The organism is Microvirga sp. P4_A5 (genome assembly GCF_056402495.1).
Map to the genome: position 1 here is coordinate 1 of NZ_JBFUHH010000094.1, position 16,094 is coordinate 16,094.

At 62.2% G+C, this 16,094-nt stretch carries 16 protein-coding genes, 3 tRNA genes and 1 pseudogene; 13 read left to right on the forward strand and 7 right to left on the reverse strand.

The window, feature by feature from the left end; translation table 11 throughout:
- Window positions 1-319 precede the first annotated feature (319 nt).
- The 8 genes and pseudogenes from AC1DVM_RS18705 to AC1DVM_RS18740 all read left to right on the forward strand — a co-directional run bounded on the left by AC1DVM_RS18705 (window position 320) and on the right by AC1DVM_RS18740 (window position 7,959).
- On the forward strand, window positions 320-1,531 hold the full coding sequence (locus tag AC1DVM_RS18705; RefSeq protein WP_477256876.1) for a SphA family protein: 1,212 nt from the start codon (window positions 320-322) through the stop codon (window positions 1,529-1,531).
- A gap of 54 nt (window positions 1,532-1,585) precedes the next feature.
- Window positions 1,586-2,557, forward strand: coding sequence for a formylglycine-generating enzyme family protein (locus AC1DVM_RS18710; RefSeq protein WP_477256906.1), 972 nt, complete (start codon window positions 1,586-1,588; stop codon window positions 2,555-2,557).
- Window positions 2,554-3,060: a hypothetical protein gene (locus AC1DVM_RS18715; protein WP_477256878.1), complete on the forward strand. Its 507-nt coding sequence runs from the start codon at window positions 2,554-2,556 to the stop codon at window positions 3,058-3,060. Before AC1DVM_RS18710 ends, AC1DVM_RS18715 begins: the two co-directional genes overlap by 4 nt.
- Window positions 3,061-3,065: 5 nt before the next feature.
- The gene (locus tag AC1DVM_RS18720; protein ID WP_477256880.1) at window positions 3,066-3,542 is read left to right on the forward strand and encodes a YidH family protein; all 477 of its coding nucleotides are present in this window, start codon (window positions 3,066-3,068) and stop codon (window positions 3,540-3,542) included.
- Between the two features lie 51 nt (window positions 3,543-3,593).
- Window positions 3,594-5,149 (forward strand): annotated as a pseudogene (locus AC1DVM_RS18725) (arylsulfatase).
- 99 nt (window positions 5,150-5,248) lie between these two features.
- The gene (locus AC1DVM_RS18730; RefSeq protein ID WP_477256882.1) at window positions 5,249-5,410 is read left to right on the forward strand and encodes a DUF1214 domain-containing protein; all 162 of its coding nucleotides are present in this window, start codon (window positions 5,249-5,251) and stop codon (window positions 5,408-5,410) included.
- A gap of 47 nt (window positions 5,411-5,457) precedes the next feature.
- Window positions 5,458-6,489: an HAD family hydrolase gene (locus AC1DVM_RS18735; protein ID WP_477256884.1), complete on the forward strand. Its 1,032-nt coding sequence runs from the start codon at window positions 5,458-5,460 to the stop codon at window positions 6,487-6,489.
- A 30-nt stretch (window positions 6,490-6,519) separates the two neighbouring features.
- Window positions 6,520-7,959 (forward strand): DUF1254 domain-containing protein, encoded by a 1,440-nt coding sequence (locus AC1DVM_RS18740; protein ID WP_477256886.1) that lies wholly within the window; start codon window positions 6,520-6,522, stop codon window positions 7,957-7,959.
- Window positions 7,960-8,084: 125 nt separating this feature from the next.
- On the opposite strand, the gene AC1DVM_RS18745 is transcribed toward AC1DVM_RS18740, so the two are convergent.
- A complete protein-coding gene (locus AC1DVM_RS18745) occupies window positions 8,085-8,423 on the reverse strand; it encodes a hypothetical protein (protein ID WP_477256888.1) in 339 nt (112 codons plus the stop codon).
- A gap of 323 nt (window positions 8,424-8,746) precedes the next feature.
- Between AC1DVM_RS18745 and AC1DVM_RS18750 the strand changes: the two genes are divergently transcribed.
- Window positions 8,747-8,926 (forward strand): hypothetical protein, encoded by a 180-nt coding sequence (locus AC1DVM_RS18750; protein WP_477256890.1) that lies wholly within the window; start codon window positions 8,747-8,749, stop codon window positions 8,924-8,926.
- A gap of 301 nt (window positions 8,927-9,227) precedes the next feature.
- On the opposite strand, the gene AC1DVM_RS18755 is transcribed toward AC1DVM_RS18750, so the two are convergent.
- From AC1DVM_RS18755 to AC1DVM_RS18765, 3 genes are all read right to left on the reverse strand, one after another.
- Window positions 9,228-9,425: a hypothetical protein gene (locus tag AC1DVM_RS18755; protein WP_477256892.1), complete on the reverse strand. Its 198-nt coding sequence runs from the start codon at window positions 9,423-9,425 to the stop codon at window positions 9,228-9,230.
- Between the two features lie 94 nt (window positions 9,426-9,519).
- A complete protein-coding gene (locus tag AC1DVM_RS18760) occupies window positions 9,520-11,076 on the reverse strand; it encodes a DUF3987 domain-containing protein (protein ID WP_477256894.1) in 1,557 nt (518 codons plus the stop codon).
- 452 nt (window positions 11,077-11,528) lie between these two features.
- Window positions 11,529-11,604, reverse strand: a tRNA-Thr gene (locus AC1DVM_RS18765).
- Between the two features lie 141 nt (window positions 11,605-11,745).
- Here AC1DVM_RS18765 and AC1DVM_RS18770 point away from each other — a divergent pair.
- A complete protein-coding gene (locus tag AC1DVM_RS18770; protein ID WP_477256896.1) occupies window positions 11,746-12,024 on the forward strand; it encodes a hypothetical protein in 279 nt (92 codons plus the stop codon).
- Between the two features lie 100 nt (window positions 12,025-12,124).
- Here AC1DVM_RS18770 and AC1DVM_RS18775 read toward each other — a convergent pair whose 3' ends face one another.
- Entirely contained in the window at window positions 12,125-13,801 is a 1,677-nt protein-coding gene (locus AC1DVM_RS18775; RefSeq protein WP_477256898.1) for an MFS transporter, read from the reverse strand.
- Window positions 13,802-14,044: 243 nt separating this feature from the next.
- Window positions 14,045-14,860, reverse strand: coding sequence for a TrmH family RNA methyltransferase (locus AC1DVM_RS18780; RefSeq protein WP_477256900.1), 816 nt, complete (start codon window positions 14,858-14,860; stop codon window positions 14,045-14,047).
- Between the two features lie 160 nt (window positions 14,861-15,020).
- Here AC1DVM_RS18780 and AC1DVM_RS18785 point away from each other — a divergent pair.
- Window positions 15,021-15,105 (forward strand) — tRNA-Tyr (locus AC1DVM_RS18785).
- A gap of 17 nt (window positions 15,106-15,122) precedes the next feature.
- Window positions 15,123-15,196: transfer RNA gene (locus tag AC1DVM_RS18790), tRNA-Gly, on the forward strand.
- 112 nt (window positions 15,197-15,308) lie between these two features.
- On the opposite strand, the gene AC1DVM_RS18795 is transcribed toward AC1DVM_RS18790, so the two are convergent.
- Window positions 15,309-15,569, reverse strand: coding sequence for a hypothetical protein (locus AC1DVM_RS18795; RefSeq protein ID WP_477256902.1), 261 nt, complete (start codon window positions 15,567-15,569; stop codon window positions 15,309-15,311).
- A gap of 279 nt (window positions 15,570-15,848) precedes the next feature.
- Here AC1DVM_RS18795 and AC1DVM_RS18800 point away from each other — a divergent pair.
- Window positions 15,849-16,094 (forward strand): GTP-binding protein (locus AC1DVM_RS18800; protein WP_477256904.1); only part of this gene is annotated, 246 nt, incomplete at its 3' end.

Sequence of the window (16,094 nt, forward strand, 5' to 3'; positions counted from 1 at the left end):
GAGACAAGCCGCGGGCTCCAGCTCCGCGCCGATTCAAGCGCCGCCAGCCGCTCCTCGAGGAGCTTTCCGTCAATCATTGCCATGCCCGATCTCTTGAGTTCCTCGCTTGCAGCACGTGACTCTAGCACGGCGCAAAGCTTCCGTCGTCGGAGGTACGAAGGATTGTCAGGCAGGAGGTTGTCGGCACTGAACTCAATGACCGCTCTTGGCACACCTGAGACGCTACTCCGAAGGCAGCAATCCTCACGTAACCGGACCTTCCGAGAAGTGAATGGGCTTCGCTGCCTGACCCCGAGCGGACCTTTAGAGTTCACGAAACATGGCGGAGCAGGTTGGATCCCTGCTGAGACTGACGGAACGCGCTGATCATACGGGCTTCATTGTCGCGTTCGATACCGGCTCTGTTTCCCGACGACACGGCAGGTTGTCGGAAAGCAGGGATGCCGGAGGAGCCGAGCATCCGTCTCCGTCGCGTCGATTGCCGAACGGCGGAAAAGAGGCCAAGCTGCCCACCCACGACAGTCTCGGTACGATCTCCATGCGTCTTTTACCCATCATCACGCTCGCGGTCTGCGGCAGTTTCCTTGTGGGACCGACTCGGGCGACGGAGGGCGGCGCCAGCCTCTTCATCCCGGGCGGACATGGCCCAGGGGCAGGGATCGTGCCGCCGCCCGGCTTCTATTTCGCCAACGAGTTCTTCGCTTATTCTGGCGAGCTCAGCGGCGGCCGTCGAATCCAGATCGGCGGGGCGGTTCTCGCGGACATCAAGACCGAGGTGAGGGCGGACTTCCTGTCGGCGACCTGGGTCACGCCCTTCGATGTTCTCGGCGGACGGATCGCCTTCGGCCTCGTCCTGCCCTTCGGGGTGCCCCGGGTCAGTTCAGGTATCCTGATCGAGGCGCCGCCCATTGGGCGAACCTTGAATTTCAGCAAGCGGGATGCGTCGTTCGTCCTCGGCGATCCTGTGCTCGCGAGCGTCATCGGCTGGGATTCGGGCAAGCTGCACTGGTCGATCGGCGCCACAATCAACATACCTGCCGGCGGCTACGAGGAGGGTGAGCTCTCCAACCTCGCGTTCAACCGCTGGATTGGCGACGTCTACGCTGCGGTGACTTGGCTCGATCCCGAACTCGGCCTCGACATCTCGGGCGCCATCGGCTTCGAATTCAACGGGGAAAATCGTGCCACCGATTATCGAAGCGGCAATGCCTTCCACGTCGATGTTTCGATCAGCAAGCACCTGACCAAGGAATTCTCAGTCGGGATCTTGGCGGGCTATTACGACCAGATCTCTGATGACGGAGGCTCCGGCAACCGGATCGGATCATTCAAGGGGCGCGTGACGGCCGTGGGCGCCTCTGCGGGCTATAACTTCACGATTGGCGGCACCCCGGTCTCCACGAGCATCAGGGTGCTGCGCGAGGTGGAAGTCGAGAACCGCGCTCGGGGCACCATCGGCTTGTTCTCAGTGGGCTTTCCTCTGGGCGCTACGCCACTCTCGAAGGCGGAGCCAGTCTCCGCACGATACTGATCCCGATCGAGGGTTTCGAGCCGTAATGTCGTAAGGGATAGAGGCATGAGACCGATGGGTACCGCCGAGATGCACGTCCTGGAGCGCCAAGCTGATCCGACGATGGTTTGGATTCCCGGCGGTACGTTCCGCATGGGGTCGGAACTGCACTATCCTGAGGAAGCGCCGGTTCATCGCGTGACCGTCGACGGATTCTGGATCGATCGGATCCCCATCACGAACCGGCAGTTCCGGCGTTTTGTCGAAGCGACGCGCCATGTCACGGTTGCGGAAAGAACGCCCGACCCGAACGATTATCCCGGCGCCCTGCCGGAGATGCTCAAGGCCGGCTCCCTCGTCTTCAACCCTCCTGATTACCCCGTCGACCTGCAGGATTGGAGCCAGTGGTGGGCCTTCACCTTCGGGGCGACCTGGCGCAGGCCTTACGGCCCCAAGTCGTCAATCAAGGGTCTCGACGATCATCCGGTGGTGCACGTCGCCCATGCCGATGCCGAGGCCTACGCGGCGTGGGCCAGCAAGCGGCTGCCGACGGAAGCCGAGTGGGAGATTGCCGCCCGCGGCGGCCTCGACGGCGCCGAATTCGCTTGGGGCAACGAGCTCACGCCGGACGGGCGCCACATGGCCAACATCTGGCAGGGGGCCTTCCCGTTCCAGAACAAGCGCGAGGATGGCTACGCGCGCACCTCGCCGGTCACGGCCTTCCCGCCGAACGGCTACGGCGTCCACGACATGATCGGCAACGTCTGGGAATGGACGACGGACTGGTGGTCGACCGGGCACGAGGCAGACGCGGCGAAGGCGTGCTGCATTCCGGAAAATCCACGCGGCGGTCCTGAGGCGGCGAGCTACGACACCTRCCAGCCCAACATCAGGATTCCGCGCAAGGTACTCAAAGGAGGCTCGCATCTATGCGCGCCGAACTATTGCCGTCGCTACCGCCCGGCCGCGCGGCATGCGCAGCCGGTCGACACATCGTCCAGCCACATCGGGTTTCGGTGCGTGTCGCGACAAAGGCCGGAGACATGAACGAACAAGCCGCACCGCTGGGTGGCCGCATCATGGCTTGGCTCGTGATTGTGCTGGCGGCCGCCTTGGTCGTGGTCGGGCTCGCCTGCTACGGTTTTTCCGCCGAGGTACACCATCGCATCTGGCGCGACATCGCCGAGCGGCCGGGAGGACCCATGTCGTTCCGCTTCCTGCTCCAGCCGACGATGGCTTTCATCGCCGCGCTCCACGACGGCATCCGGGACGCCCAGACCCACCGCGCGCCCTACCTGCGCTCGATGCTGGCCGATCACGCCCTCCGAGGCGATCGCCTGCGCGAGGGTCTGTTCGCGACGGCGCGCGTTATCTTGCTCGGTCTTGGCATGGACGCGGTCTATCAGTGGCGGGTGCTTGGAACCTTCTATCCCGGCGAGGCCCTCGTCATCACGTTCCTGCTGGCGGTCCTGCCCTATCTCGTGTTGCGCGGCCCGATCAGCCTTATCGCCCGTCGTTTCGTCCACCTCTCTCCCCCCGACACGAAGTGACGCGCATGACGCCCCCATCCAAAAACCCTCCCGTCTCCTCGCAATCAGACTCTGACCGCATCTCAGTCGAGCTCTCGTCGCGCCGCACGGGGATGTCGTTCCAGCGCACGCGCATGAGCGCCGACCGCACGCTCATGTCGGTCATTCGCACGTCATTATCTTTGATCAGTTTCGGCTTCACGATCTACCAGGTGTTTGAAAAGCTTCGCGATGCAGGAACGATCGCTCATGCGGCAGCGCCCCGCAATTTCGGTATCGCGCTTGTGCTGCTCGGCATCGCAATGCTGGTCATCGGCATCGTCTATCATGTGCAGTTCATGGTGGGTTTGCGCGAGGAACGCAAAGCCATGACAGCCGCCGGCCTGGTTCACGGCGAAAGCCACTTCCCCGCCTCGCTCACGCTGATCACCGCGATTGCCCTGCTTGTCATCGGTGTGATCGCCATCGTGAGCATGATCTACCCGTTCGGACCCTTTGGTTGAGGAGGCACCAGCCGGTCCGTTTGTTCCGCCTTCACGTTCAGGGAGCTACATATGGCACAGCAGCCTAAGAAGCAGAACGGCCAGCCAAACATCCTCGTCATATGGGGCGACGATATCGGCATCTCCAACCTTTCCTGCTACTCGCATGGCCTGATGGGCTACCGCACGCCCAACATCGACCGCCTCGCGAAGGAAGGGATGATGTTCACCGACTCGTATGGCGAGCAGTCATGCACGGCGGGACGCTCTGCGTTCATTACGGGCCAAGCGTCTACCGCACCGGTCTTTCCAAAGTTGGGCYACCCGGCGCGCCCGTTGGCATGTCGGAAAAACTCGTGACCATCGCGGCCCTTCTCAAGGAGCAGGGCTATGCTACGGGGCAGTTTGGCAAGAACCACCTTGGCGACCTCAACCACATGCTTCCCACCAACCACGGCTTCGACGAGTTCTTCGGCAATCTCTATCACCTGAACGCGGAGGAGGAACCGGAGATGGACGATTATCCCTCGTCCAAGGACTTCCCCCATTTCCGAGACAAGTTCGGACCGCGCGGCGTCATCCACTCCTGGGCGACCGAGGACGACGACCCGACGGAGATGCCGCGCTGGGGACGGGTCGGCAAGCAGAGGATCGAGGACACCGGCCCCCTCACAAAGAAACGTATGGAAACCTGCGATGATGACACCGTGGCGGCCGCGCAGGATTTCATCAGGCGGCAGGAGGAGGCCGGCAAGCCCTGGTTCGTCTGGCTCAACACGACGCATATGCACCTCTACACCCACACGAAGCCCGAGAGCCGCGGTCAGGCAGGGCGTTGGCAGTCCGGCTACCACGACACCATGGTCGACCATGACCGGAATGTCGGCGAGATGCTGGACTTCCTCGACGAGCTCGGCATTGTGAACGATACCTTCGTGCAGTACTCGACCGACAACGGCCCGCACCGCAACTCCTGGCCGGACGGTGGCACCACCCCGTTTCGCAGCGAGAAGAACACCAATTGGGAGGGAGCGTTCCGCGTGCCGCTGCTGGTGCGTTGGCCGAGAAAAATCGAGGCAGGCTCGATCAGCAATGAAATCGTGCAGCACCATGATTGGTTGCCGACCTTCCTGGCAATGGCCGGAGCTCCCGACGTGATTGATGAGCTGAAGAAAGGCTATCAGGCCATCGGACGAACCTACAAGAACCACATCGACGGCTACAACCTGTTGCCATATCTGACAGGAGAGGAAGAGAAGAGCCCACGCAACTTCTTCTTCTACTTCAGCGACGACGGCGACGTGCTGGCCATCCGCATGGACAACTGGAAGATCACTTTTATGGAGCAGCTCACCGCCGGCACGCTGGCCGTGTGGCGCGATCCCTTCGTGCGACTGAGAGGACCCATCATCTACAATCTTCGCACCGATCCGTACGAATTCGCGACTGTCACGTCGAACACCTACAACGACTGGATGATGCAACACGCCTACCTGATTTACGCCGTGCAAGCGGTCGCGGGGCAGTTTGCCGAAACGTTCCGGGACTTCCCCGCCGTGCAGAAGCCGAACAGCTTCACCATCGACGACGCGATGGCGAAGATGTCAGAAGCCTCGGTCGGGGACTGACGCCGGCCGGAACGATCCGGGCGGCGGGAAAGGTGCCGCTGCCCGGCACATCGAGATGTCGCAAATTGACGAGTGTTTGCCGTTTTAGGAGTCACGGTCATGGCCTTCATCGACGCCGAGAAGCCCGCCAACGTGCCGGAGGGCAACTGGCTGCCGACGCCGAAAGGCTCGGTCTACCGCCTCACCTTCCGCTTCTACGGTCCCATCGATGGGGTGTCGAACGGCACCTATTACCCGCCGCCGGTGCGTCGGCTGAACTGAGTCCAACCAGAGAGCAAGCGATGTTGGCTATTGATGAGGGTTGAGTCATGACGTTTCAGCAAATGTGGCAGTCYCGCTGTCTGCTGTTTGGTCCGTTGATTCGGTCAGTCTCGCGAGCCGGGCTCAGTGGGCTCGTTGCGATCCTGCTTGTTACGTCCAATGCCCTCGCACAGGCTGACCCGCTTCCGTCGTGGAACGACACGCCGACGAAGCAGGCCATTGTCGCGTTCGTCGCCAAAGTGACCCAAGCTGGGGGATTGGACTTCGTACCCGAGAGTGAGCGGGTGGCCGTCTTCGACATGGACGGCACGCTCGTGCCCGAACGGCCTGTTCCCCTCGCGCTCGTTCCGGTACTCGTCGACATCAAGGAGGCCGTCGCGAGGAACCCACTGCTCAGCGACAAGCCCACAGTCGCGGCGCTTCTCAAGGGTGACCATGCGGCCCTGCACGCCGCCGGCGAGCAGGGCATCAATGATCTCATCGCGGCGGCGACCGATGGCCGGACGACTGAGGACATCGTCCGAAACGTCGGTCCGCTCACGACTCAGGCATCGCATCCAAAGTTTGGGATACCCTATGCCCGCGCCGTCTACCAGCCGATGCGCGAGCTGCTCACCTATCTCGAGACCAACGGCTTCCGTAACTGGATCTGCAGCGGCAGCCCGGTCCTGATCACGCGAGCGGTCTCGGAATCGATGTTCGGCATCCCGCCGGAGCGGGTGATCGGCAGTTACGTCACGACGAAACTTGAGGAAAGGGACGGCAGAACCGTGCTCGTCTTCGACGGCCGCATCGCCCACCTAAACGATGGTGCGGGCAAACCTGTGGCCATCAATCTCGCGCTCGGCACCCGGCCGGTCTTCGTGGCCGGCAACGAGGGTGGGCGCGGCGATATCGCGATGATGCGCTGGTCGAAGGATCGTCCGGGTCCGAGCTTCCAGCTTCTCGTCAATCATGACGACGGTGAGCGAGAGTACGCCTACGAGGAACCAGACGACTATTCGTTGAATGCCGCGAGCAAGTTCGGCTTCCAGGTCGTCAGCATCAAGAGAGACTGGAAAACCATCGTCGGGCCATAAGGCCCGCTTGGAATGATCAGGAAGCCGGACATGACCGACGCACGTATCAAGAGCGCATACCCGTCTCGCTCCATCCAGCCGTCGCCGAATTGGGCTCAGGCCATGCCGTCCGGCCCTGATACCAGCGTTAAGATTACCGAGCCATATGCCCGGATGGTCGCCCGGGACGCCTACTTCTGGGCCTGGCCGATGGTGAACATCTACAACCGCCGTCTTGCTTTCAAGCAGGCGCCGCAGGCGGGCCTCATGAACGGCGTGCTGCCCTTCGCACCGCTCAACACGCTGTCCATGTTGCACGACTACATCGAACCGCAGCAGCGTTGGGTCGCCTGCCCAAACCAGGACGTGGTCTACGGCGCTGCGATCGCCGCCCTCGACGAGACCCCTGTGGTGGTGCAGGTGCCAGACTTCGGCGACCGCTTCTGGGTCTATCAGGTGGTGGACCTGCGCACCGACGGGTTTGCGCAACTCGGATCGATGTACGGCAGTCAGCCCGGGTTCTACCTCTTGGCGGGGGCGGGCTGGCAGGGTGAGGTGCCGAAGGGGATTGCCAAGGTGTTCCGTGCCCAGACGGAAACCGCGTTCGTAGTGCCGCGCGTCTTCCAGGATGACACGCCCGAGGACAGGCAAGCCATCCAGACTCTTATCAGCAGCATCGACGTCTATCCGCTCTCCCAGTTCGACGGGACGATGAAGCGGCATGACTGGAGTAAGCTTCCCACGCTCGGATCTCCAACAGGCGACAGTGTGGAGGGCGAGACACGCTGGGTGTTTCCCGAGACATTCCTTGACCAGTTGCCTCAGGTCTTGCAGGACGCCCCTCCGCTGCCCGGCGAGGAGGCACGTTATGCCGAGGTCCTCGCCCTTATTGCCGCTGCACAGAAAGACCCATCACTCAAACCGGCGATCACCGACGAGGTGACGAAAGCTGACGCCGATCTGGTTGGGCCGCTGCTCCAGTTCCGTAATTGGGGTGAGCAACTGCCTCACCACTGGAGTTCGATGGCCAACGGGGCCGCGTTCGGCACCGACTACTTCACGCGCACCGCTGTCGCCAAGTCTAACATCCTGGTCAATGCGCCCAACGAGACGAAGTATTTCTACCAGGACCTAGACGTCTCCGGCGCTCGCCTCAACGGCGCCAACCACTACACGGTGACATTCGCCAAGGACCGGACGCCACCAGTGGCTGGGTTCTGGTCCTTGACCCTGTACGACGAGCATCACTTCTTCGTGCCGAACGAGATCAAGCGCTACTCCCTCGGCACCAAGAAGAAGGGCATGAGCAGCAATCCTGACGGCTCGCTCACGATCCTGGTGCAGGCCGACCCACCGCCTGAGGCCCAGCGGGCGAACTGGCTGCCAGCGCCGCAGGGGGCCGACTTCTCGCTGTTCATTCGGGCATACTGGCCGAAGGCGGCGGTCCTCGATGGATCGTGGACGCCGCCGGCCGTGCAGCGGGCGGTGTAGTGATTGACCGTAATAGTGAAGGTCCGGATGTGGCACAACTCGGAAGTACAACCATGGTCGGCTTGCTGCCGACAACTAGATGTTAAATGCGAGTTTCAAAACTGGTTCAAAGCGGACCACCAGTCTTATCGGGGGCAAGCGGGCCTGAGTGACGGACGGATTCTCGCAAAGGCCGGTCTGGCTCTAATCGTCACCATCGCCTGCCGATATTCGACGAAACATCTGCCCACATACGTGGCCACCTGATCGGCGGGAATAAGCCGCTTCTGCTTCGCTTCGATATTCAGAGCGCGTTCCCGCGCCTTCAAAATCGTCTCTGCGGTGCGGGCATCGTCGAAGCCCAGGACACCGATCGGCGCGCCGCCTTCCTCCCGCAATACGCGGGCAATCAAGCTCACGGCCTCGCGTGCGTCGTCCTCTGTCGAGACAACGACCGGGTTCGCGGGTTCGCGCACGGTGCGCACCTTCGAAGTTGCCGGGTCGGTCGATCGCCCCCAGCCGAAGCCGCCTCGAGATCATACGTTCCGTCATCGAGTTTCTTGATGCGGCCAGCCTTTGCGGCCTTTCGCACTGCGGCTTCACTCACCCCGATGTGCGTTGCGAGTTGACGGCCCGAGATCCCCACTGCGAACTCCAGAAAGTAATGCTGTAACTAGCGAAAGACCGGGCTGCGCACTCCCACTTAGCATCGGGGTCCAGGAGGAACCTAACCGGGTGGGGGGCATGTCATACCACTTCATAAATGGTGGGCAGATGTTATTTTATTCTATCGAACGAGGAGGCACCCTTGCCTTTGTGCTTGCCTGTCGCTGGCTCCCGCTTCGGCGCGGTGCCGTGTCCAGAGTTGATGCCGAAAGCCCATCTCGTCGCCGGCCGTTGTGCGAAGCACGTCGCCCTCGTGGACAACCTCAATAAGCGCAATGGCCAGCGTCTGGTCATCCTGTGCGCGTATGAGCGCCTCGGTTAGTAGTCAACCACGCTGCCCGGTGTGCCGAAGGCCCTTACCAGCTTCAGGCGCGGCTTACGTGCCATGCGTCCGCTCCAGCTCGTCGATCGCCGTTTCGTTATCGTTCGCGGCCCGGGCCAGGCGTTGCGGGTTGGCGTCGATCGGTTTGAACAGCTTGCCGGTTTCGGTTTCTTGGATGAACGCTACTTGTCCACACCTGTCCCTTGTGCGCGTGCGAGGCTCGCAAGAGCCTTTCTCTCTAGATAGAGAGTGAGTTTTTTTATGCTTACGTGCGCAAGGGCCAAGTGGTGACAAGTAGACGTTATGCGCCGCTTCGGATGGCTTCGCGGATAGCCTGGCGTCGGGCTGCCTCTGCCTCTGCCCGCTCTTCGAACAGGGTGTGAACGAAGGGCCGTACCGTGTAGTGCGGCGACGTCTCATTGCGCTCGAGCGGCCTTGGCTCGAGCCAACTGAAAGCATCAAGCTGGCTCAGGACGGCGGCGGCTTCCCGGTCGTCCATCGATCTCATAGTCCGGTCGCCGCGCCGGACGTCCCGAACAGTTATCGACGCCAACCGTTTTGAGAGGATGTGGCCCGCAACGGCAAGAACACGGTCATGCCGGTCGGACAGGCCAAGCACATTTCCATAGAACGCCAGGGCATGGCGAAACGGCGGGCGTGCTCCCTGTTATCGTTGGGGCCAGCGCCGGCCCGTCTGAGTCGATGCAATGGAACACGATGCAAAGACGCGCGAAGAAGGCGTCATACTTGCCGATATGGGCGGCTAGCTTCAGATTCACCTCTTCCCATGTCGCCGCCATCTCGTGGTGGCGCTCTTCCATCTCCGAGCGAACCGCCTGCGCCTCTTCGTCAAAGCGGAGGTTCACTTCCAGCAATCCGGCACGCGGCCGGGCAAGGCCATGCAGACGCTCGATAAGTGCCGCATAACGCCCCGTGACGGGCGTCGTGGGCTCATCCCTGCCGAGGGTAGCCGGCCCGAGAACAATCGGCAGGATGCGCGCTAGAAGGCCGTCGTCAGTGGCATCGGCGGCAAGCGCGCGGATGGGTTCTGGTTGGATGCCTCCCAAGAGGGAAACGGACAGGTTCGGAACGTGGACCAAACCGCGTCCGATCCGGTTGGCCGTATAGGAGCCGCCGTTAAACGACTGCAACCAGAATGCCCGATCCGCCGCGCCCCCCTTTCCGCTGCCATATCGTTCCATCGAGCCGAACCAGCCGGACAGTTCGTCCCGCAGGAGAAGGAGTCCTTGTGGATTGTCCCTCAGCACCTCCTGGGCGGCCTCCGTTGTCGTGTCCTCCATTGTTGCCCGCCGCTGTGGCGGGGGAGTTGCGAGAAAGCGATCGGCGGGGGCGAGGCTTGCATAAGAAGCCCTCGCCGAGAGGTAGCTCTTCGTAAGTTCCGTATCGATGGAACCCAAAGGCCGGCTTGCGGCGCTTATGATGGGTGACTTCCGGGTGCTGGGATTGCCGACTAGGGCAGCCCACAGCCGCGGGGATTCCAGCCAATCCGGGTCGTGCCGCTTCACCTGCAGCTTGATGGCGTCGGGGATGGCGCCAGCGCAGACGGTGAGCGCCGCCATTGCAATGCCGCCGGGGTCTACGCCAATCATACCGGCTTGGGTGCGGGCGAACTCCTCGGTGATGGTCGGAACGGCACCCTCCGGCAGGGATGGCTTCTCCCGCTCAGCCCACAGGTCAACGGGGACGTTATCGTTCGCAGCCGGCTGGAAACTCGCCGGGACCGTGGGTGCATCCCGAATAGCCGGCACCATTTGCGGAACAATACCGAGATGCCGAAGCAAGATGCTTTGGCCGACGACTTTGTCACCCTCCGGCCCCGCAATTTGGCGAACCGCGGGCTGATTGCCGAACCCACTCCGAATGCCGACGAGAAAGGTCGTCGCCGGGTCGCAGGCGAGGATATTATCCACGAGGACACAAAGCCGCTCGGCCTCGCTGCGGTTTCGAGGCAGGACCGGAGCGTCCTCAAGGTTCTCCGGGACGGCTTTGGGCCAGTCAGCGCCCCCTCGCTTGTGAGCGGGCGCTAGTTTCAACCGGCCGTCGAGGCTGTCCGCTAAGGCGCGATAGAGATCCGTGATTCCATGGAAGTCAGCTGCGGCAAGGAGGTCAGAGAATTGAGGTCCGCTCATGCTGCCACCTGCAGGGAAGGCACGGCATCGAGCAGGTTACCGATAATTTCCTCGGCAGCGGCTTGTGTAAACGCAACCAGCGGGTGCCCTGTGGGTCCATCGCGTCTTGACCAGACTCTATATCGACCGGAGGGGGTGCGGACCAAAGCCAGATCCCGGACCAGAAATGGGCCGGTGTGGCAATCAAACCGGGCAACGATGTCGGTGCCCGTGGTCGTGCTTTTCGGCGGCACAAGAACCGCTATGTTGGAAAGTTGCATGCGGGTACTCGGTAGCGCGCGGCACGGCCGGGCGCGGGTTGTAGCTTGGGGGGGTGGTTAGAGCGCAATAAGACGCGCAAAATCGCCCGCCGGGGCTGTGCCTCGCCAGAACGAAAAGCGATCAAGAGTCTGAATCTGTTTTGGCCGGGAGTCTGAATCCTGGCGAGCGCACCCGCTAAGTGGTTGATGCAATGGTGCCGGTTGCGGGACTCGAACTCGCGACCTACCGCTTACAAGGCGGTTGCTCTACCAACTGAGCTAAACCGGCATGCATCGCCAACGCCGCTCAGGTAGCAGCGGCCAGTGGCGGACGCAAGTTCCCTCGAAAAGCAAAAATATTGTGTGGCGGCGCACCGAAACGATCTTCCCGTCATGGGATTATCGTCTGACGCATTTTGGAGCCTCGACGATGTCCCTGACCTCACCTCGCCACCGATGGAAAACCCTTGGATACGCCGCCATCCTGGCGGCCGGCTGCTGGGGCCTTGGCGCTCCCGCGCAGGCCGCTCAGACCGCCGGTCACGGCGATCGCCCGGCGGCGATGATCAAAGCCACCGTCACGGCGCAGAACACGCAGGCCGCCTCCGAACTGGATATCGACGACGGCAAGAATTGCGGCCAGTCCCGCAAGAAGATGTTTGTCGAAGGCGAGGGCTGGATCGTGCGGCGGGTGACGACCTGCTACTGAGCCGCCACCACCGCTGCCTCACAAAAAAGCCCCGCCTTCACGGCGGGGCTTTTCAGTTCGGGGCGTGACCGGACGATCACGCCCCGAAGGTTCGACGGGCCTATTCCTTGTAGGTGTAGATATCCCGGTTGCGGGTCTCGGGCAGGAACAGCAGGCCGATCACGAAGGTCATCAGCGCGACGACGATCGGATACCAGAGACCGGCAAAGATGTTGCCGCTCGCCGCCACGATGGCGAAGGCTGTCGGAGGCAGGAAGCCGCCGAACCAGCCATTGCCGATATGGTAGGGCAGCGACATGCCCGTGTACCGGATGCGGGTCGGGAACAGTTCGACCAGCAAGGCGGCGATCGGCCCGTACACCATCGTTACGAAGAGAACGAGGACGAACAGGAGGCCGATCAGTTTGAGTGTCCGCGCGTCCGTCAGCACTCCGCCGACCGTCGGTTGCTTGACGATCGTCGCATCTCCGGCCTTCGGATAGCCCGCGGCCTGCGCGGCCGCCACGATCGCGGCGCCCGTGTTGTCGGTGGTCGGAACGTCCACCCCGTTCACCTTGGCGACGAGCGGAGAGCCCGCTGGCCCCGGCACCAGGTTGTAGTGGATCGAGTTGTTCGCCAGGCTCCTGCGAGCAACGTCGCAAGGCCGGGTGAAGGTGCGCACGCCGACGGGGTCGAACAGCGCGCCGCAATTGGCAGGATCGGACGTCAGCTCGACCTTCACCTGCTCGGTGGCAGCCATCAGCTTCGGATTGGCTTCCTGCGCGATCATCTTGAAGAGCGGGAAGTAGGTGATCGCCGCGATCAGGCAGCCTGCGAGAAGGATGCTCTTGCGGCCGATCTTGTCCGAGAGCCATCCGAACAGGATGAAGAACGGCGTACCGAGCAGAAGTCCGAAGGCGATCAGCAGGTTGGCGGTGGTGCCGTCGACCTTGAGCGTCTGCGTCAGGAAGAACAGGGCGTAGAACTGCCCGGTATACCAGACGACGGCCTGACCGGCGGTGCCGCCGAACAGCGCGATCAACGCGATCTTGGCATTGTCCCAGCGGCCGAAGGCCTCGGAGAGCGGTGCCTTCGAACGGGTTCCCTCTTCCTTCATCTTCGTGAAGGCCGGGGATTCGCTGAGTTGCAACCGGATCCAGATCGAGAAGCCGAGCAGGATGATCGAGAGCAGGAACGGCACGCGCCAGCCCCAGTCGGCGAAAGCTTCAGGCGTCATGCTGAGGCGCAGGGTCAGGATCACGATCAGAGACAGGAACAGGCCGACCGTCGCGGTCGTCTGAATCCAGGAGGTGTAGAAGCCACGGCGTCCCTGTGGAGAATGCTCGGCCACATAGGTTGCCGCGCCGCCATACTCGCCGCCCAGCGCAAGGCCCTGGAGGAGGCGGCAGATGATGAAGATGGTCGGGGCCGCATAGCCGATGGTCTGATAGCCGGGCAGAAGACCGACCACGAAGGTCGCGATACCCATGATCGTCATCGTGACGAGGAAGGTGTATTTGCGGCCGATGAGATCGCCCAGGCGTCCGAAGAACAAAGCGCCGAAGGGTCGGACCGCGAAGCCTGCCGCGAAGCCGAAGAGCACGAAGATGAACTTGGCGGTCTCGTTGGTGCCGGGGACGAAGTTCTGGCTGATATTCGCCGCGAGCGAACCGGCCAGATAGAAATCGTACCACTCGAAGACGGTACCGGCGGAGGAGGCGACGATGACCTTCCTCTCCTCCTTGGTCATGGGCCGGGCCTTTTCGACCGACCCAGGCGATGCGGTTGCAGTTGCCATAGCGTTTCCTTCCAAATTCCGTGATGCCCGTGTGCCGGGTTCTTGCGTCAGACGTTGTATTCGCCTGCGCCGAAGTCTTCCCCGTGTCGTGCGACAACCGAGAATCCCTTGCTGGAAACGCTATCGAGGATCGGCCTTTCTTCAATGCTCAATTGGTAGTTTCGACTTCCGTCTAAGAGACGTCGATCTCACCTGATTTAGTGTTTTAGATCAATGATTTACGAGGGTCGGCGGAATCGCCCTCTATTTCGTTGATACGGCTTTAGTCACAGCAAAAAGCGAGATGGCGGCCGCGTTCGAGACATTCAGGCTCTTGATGGCGCCCGGCATGTCGAGCCGACCGATGGCGTCGCAGCAATCGCGCGTCCGCTGACGCAGGCCTTTGCCCTCCGAGCCGAGCACCAGCACGACGGGTTGCCTGAGGGGGATTTCATCCAATGGCAGGTCGCCGGACGAGTCGAGCCCGATCCGCTGGAAGCCTTCCTTGCCGAGGGCCACGAGGGTGTCGGAGAGGTTCCGCACCACCATGAAGGGCACGTGTTCGAGGCCGCCCGAGGCCGACTTAGCGAGGACGCCCGTGGCGGCGGGGGAATGGCGCGCCGTCGTGATGATGGCCTCGACCCCGAAGGCAGCGGCGGTCCGCACGATGGCGCCCACATTGTGCGGGTCGGTGATCTGGTCGAGCGCCAGCACGACCCGGGTGCCGCTCAGGGTCTCGGGCGTCGGCGAGGGCAGGGGATCGGCTTCGAGATAGAGGCCCTGATGGACCGCATCCGGCTCCACCAGCCGGTTGATCTCGTCCGGCCGCACGATCTCAGGCTCGATGGGCAATGGCGTGCCGAGTTCCTCCGTCAGGCGGCGGGCCGAGTTCTCGGTCGCGAGCAGGCGGCGGAACCTGCGCTTGCCGTTCCGCAAGGCCTCGGCCACCGGGTGCCAGCCATAGAGGACGATGACGTCCGGATCGCCCATCGGCCGGCGAGTCTGGCCCTCGCGGCGTCCGGGCCGTCCCGTCGGACGCTGGAATCGGGGTTTGCGGGGGCTGAAGGGACGGTCGCTCATGAGGTTTTCTCGCGTGATGGCGCGGTGCACATAGCACAGGAGTCCGAGGTTCACGACCCGCCCTGTTTTCGTTTCGCTTTGGTGTTGACACCGGCGGGCGTGCCAACCATAAGAGCGCCCACTGAAACGGCCTGAAGCACGTAGCCGATGGTTGGGTCATGGGGGAATGTCCCGAGCGGCAAAGGGGGCGGACTGTAAATCCGCTGGCTACGCCTTCGTAGGTTCGAGTCCTACTTCCCCCACCACCCAAACCCGAGTTTCCGCGGGTGTAGCTCAATGGTAGAGCAGCAGCCTTCCAAGCTGAATACGAGGGTTCGATTCCCTTCACCCGCTCCAATTTCCCTGCAAAAATCACTACGATTCAATGACTTGCCCATACCAAAGTGTCGGTGAGCGAGCTTGGGCGCGTGTCAGGAACTGCTTTTCGGGCGCAGGTCGGGCGCGAGAATCAGCCTGCCAGGCTGTTTTTCCCCATTCGATTCGTAGTCTTTTCCCATTTCCTTTCACGAACGATCCCGTTCGGCGCCGCCATCAGCCTCTCGGCTTCTGTCTCGTCAATTACGTTCCTCCAAGCGATATCCTTGGGCTGTGCAGCGAATGTGTAAGGCACAAACTCTCGAACCTTCGCGTCCCATAGTTCTAAAGGCACGCCTCGGGCCGGGCCGCGGAACAGCGCACCTTCGTTTTCGATGTAGATCGTGTGTTCCACTCCAGGCTGACGCCGGCGAGTTGAGGCGTCGGGATCGCGTCCTCCGCCCGCTTGTCGTCCGACCTTCCTCGGAGCTAGGCCAGTCCTCAAGTCGGATGTTACGTTCCGGCAGAAGCAAAGCAAGGCGCGGCACCGATCCCCTTGCTCGAAAGGGCGAGCGTTGGCTGCGGAGCGAAGTATGCGCGACATTATCAAAATTGGCACTTGCGCAAAGAGCGCAACCGCAATATCGGACGCTCCAGCTTTCATGAAATCCCAGCTCGACAAGGTACATAAACGATGGGCAAGGAAAAGTTTCAGCGGAATAAGCCGCACTGCAATATCGGGACGATTGGCCACGTTGACCATGGCAAGACGTCTTTGACGGCGGCGATCACGAAGGTTCTGGCGGAGTCTGGCGGCGCGACGTTTACGGCGTATGACCAGATCGACAAGGCTCCGGAAGAGAAGGCGCGCGGGATCACGATCTCGACGTCGCACGTGGAATACGAGACGGCGAACCGTCACTACGCGCACGTGGATTGC

Coding starts and splice junctions, on each gene's coding strand:
- AC1DVM_RS18705 (WP_477256876.1), top strand. CDS start 320: ATGGCGGAGCAGGTTGGATCCCTGCTGAGACTGACGGAACGCGCTGAT.
- AC1DVM_RS18715 (WP_477256878.1), top strand. CDS start 2,554: ATGAACGAACAAGCCGCACCGCTGGGTGGCCGCATCATGGCTTGGCTC.
- AC1DVM_RS18720 (WP_477256880.1), top strand. CDS start 3,066: ATGACGCCCCCATCCAAAAACCCTCCCGTCTCCTCGCAATCAGACTCT.
- AC1DVM_RS18730 (WP_477256882.1), top strand. CDS start 5,249: ATGGCCTTCATCGACGCCGAGAAGCCCGCCAACGTGCCGGAGGGCAAC.
- AC1DVM_RS18740 (WP_477256886.1), top strand. CDS start 6,520: ATGACCGACGCACGTATCAAGAGCGCATACCCGTCTCGCTCCATCCAG.
- AC1DVM_RS18755 (WP_477256892.1), bottom strand. CDS start 9,425: ATGGACGACCGGGAAGCCGCCGCCGTCCTGAGCCAGCTTGATGCTTTC.
- AC1DVM_RS18760 (WP_477256894.1), bottom strand. CDS start 11,076: ATGAGCGGACCTCAATTCTCTGACCTCCTTGCCGCAGCTGACTTCCAT.
- AC1DVM_RS18770 (WP_477256896.1), top strand. CDS start 11,746: ATGTCCCTGACCTCACCTCGCCACCGATGGAAAACCCTTGGATACGCC.
- AC1DVM_RS18775 (WP_477256898.1), bottom strand. CDS start 13,801: ATGGCAACTGCAACCGCATCGCCTGGGTCGGTCGAAAAGGCCCGGCCC.
- AC1DVM_RS18780 (WP_477256900.1), bottom strand. CDS start 14,860: ATGAGCGACCGTCCCTTCAGCCCCCGCAAACCCCGATTCCAGCGTCCG.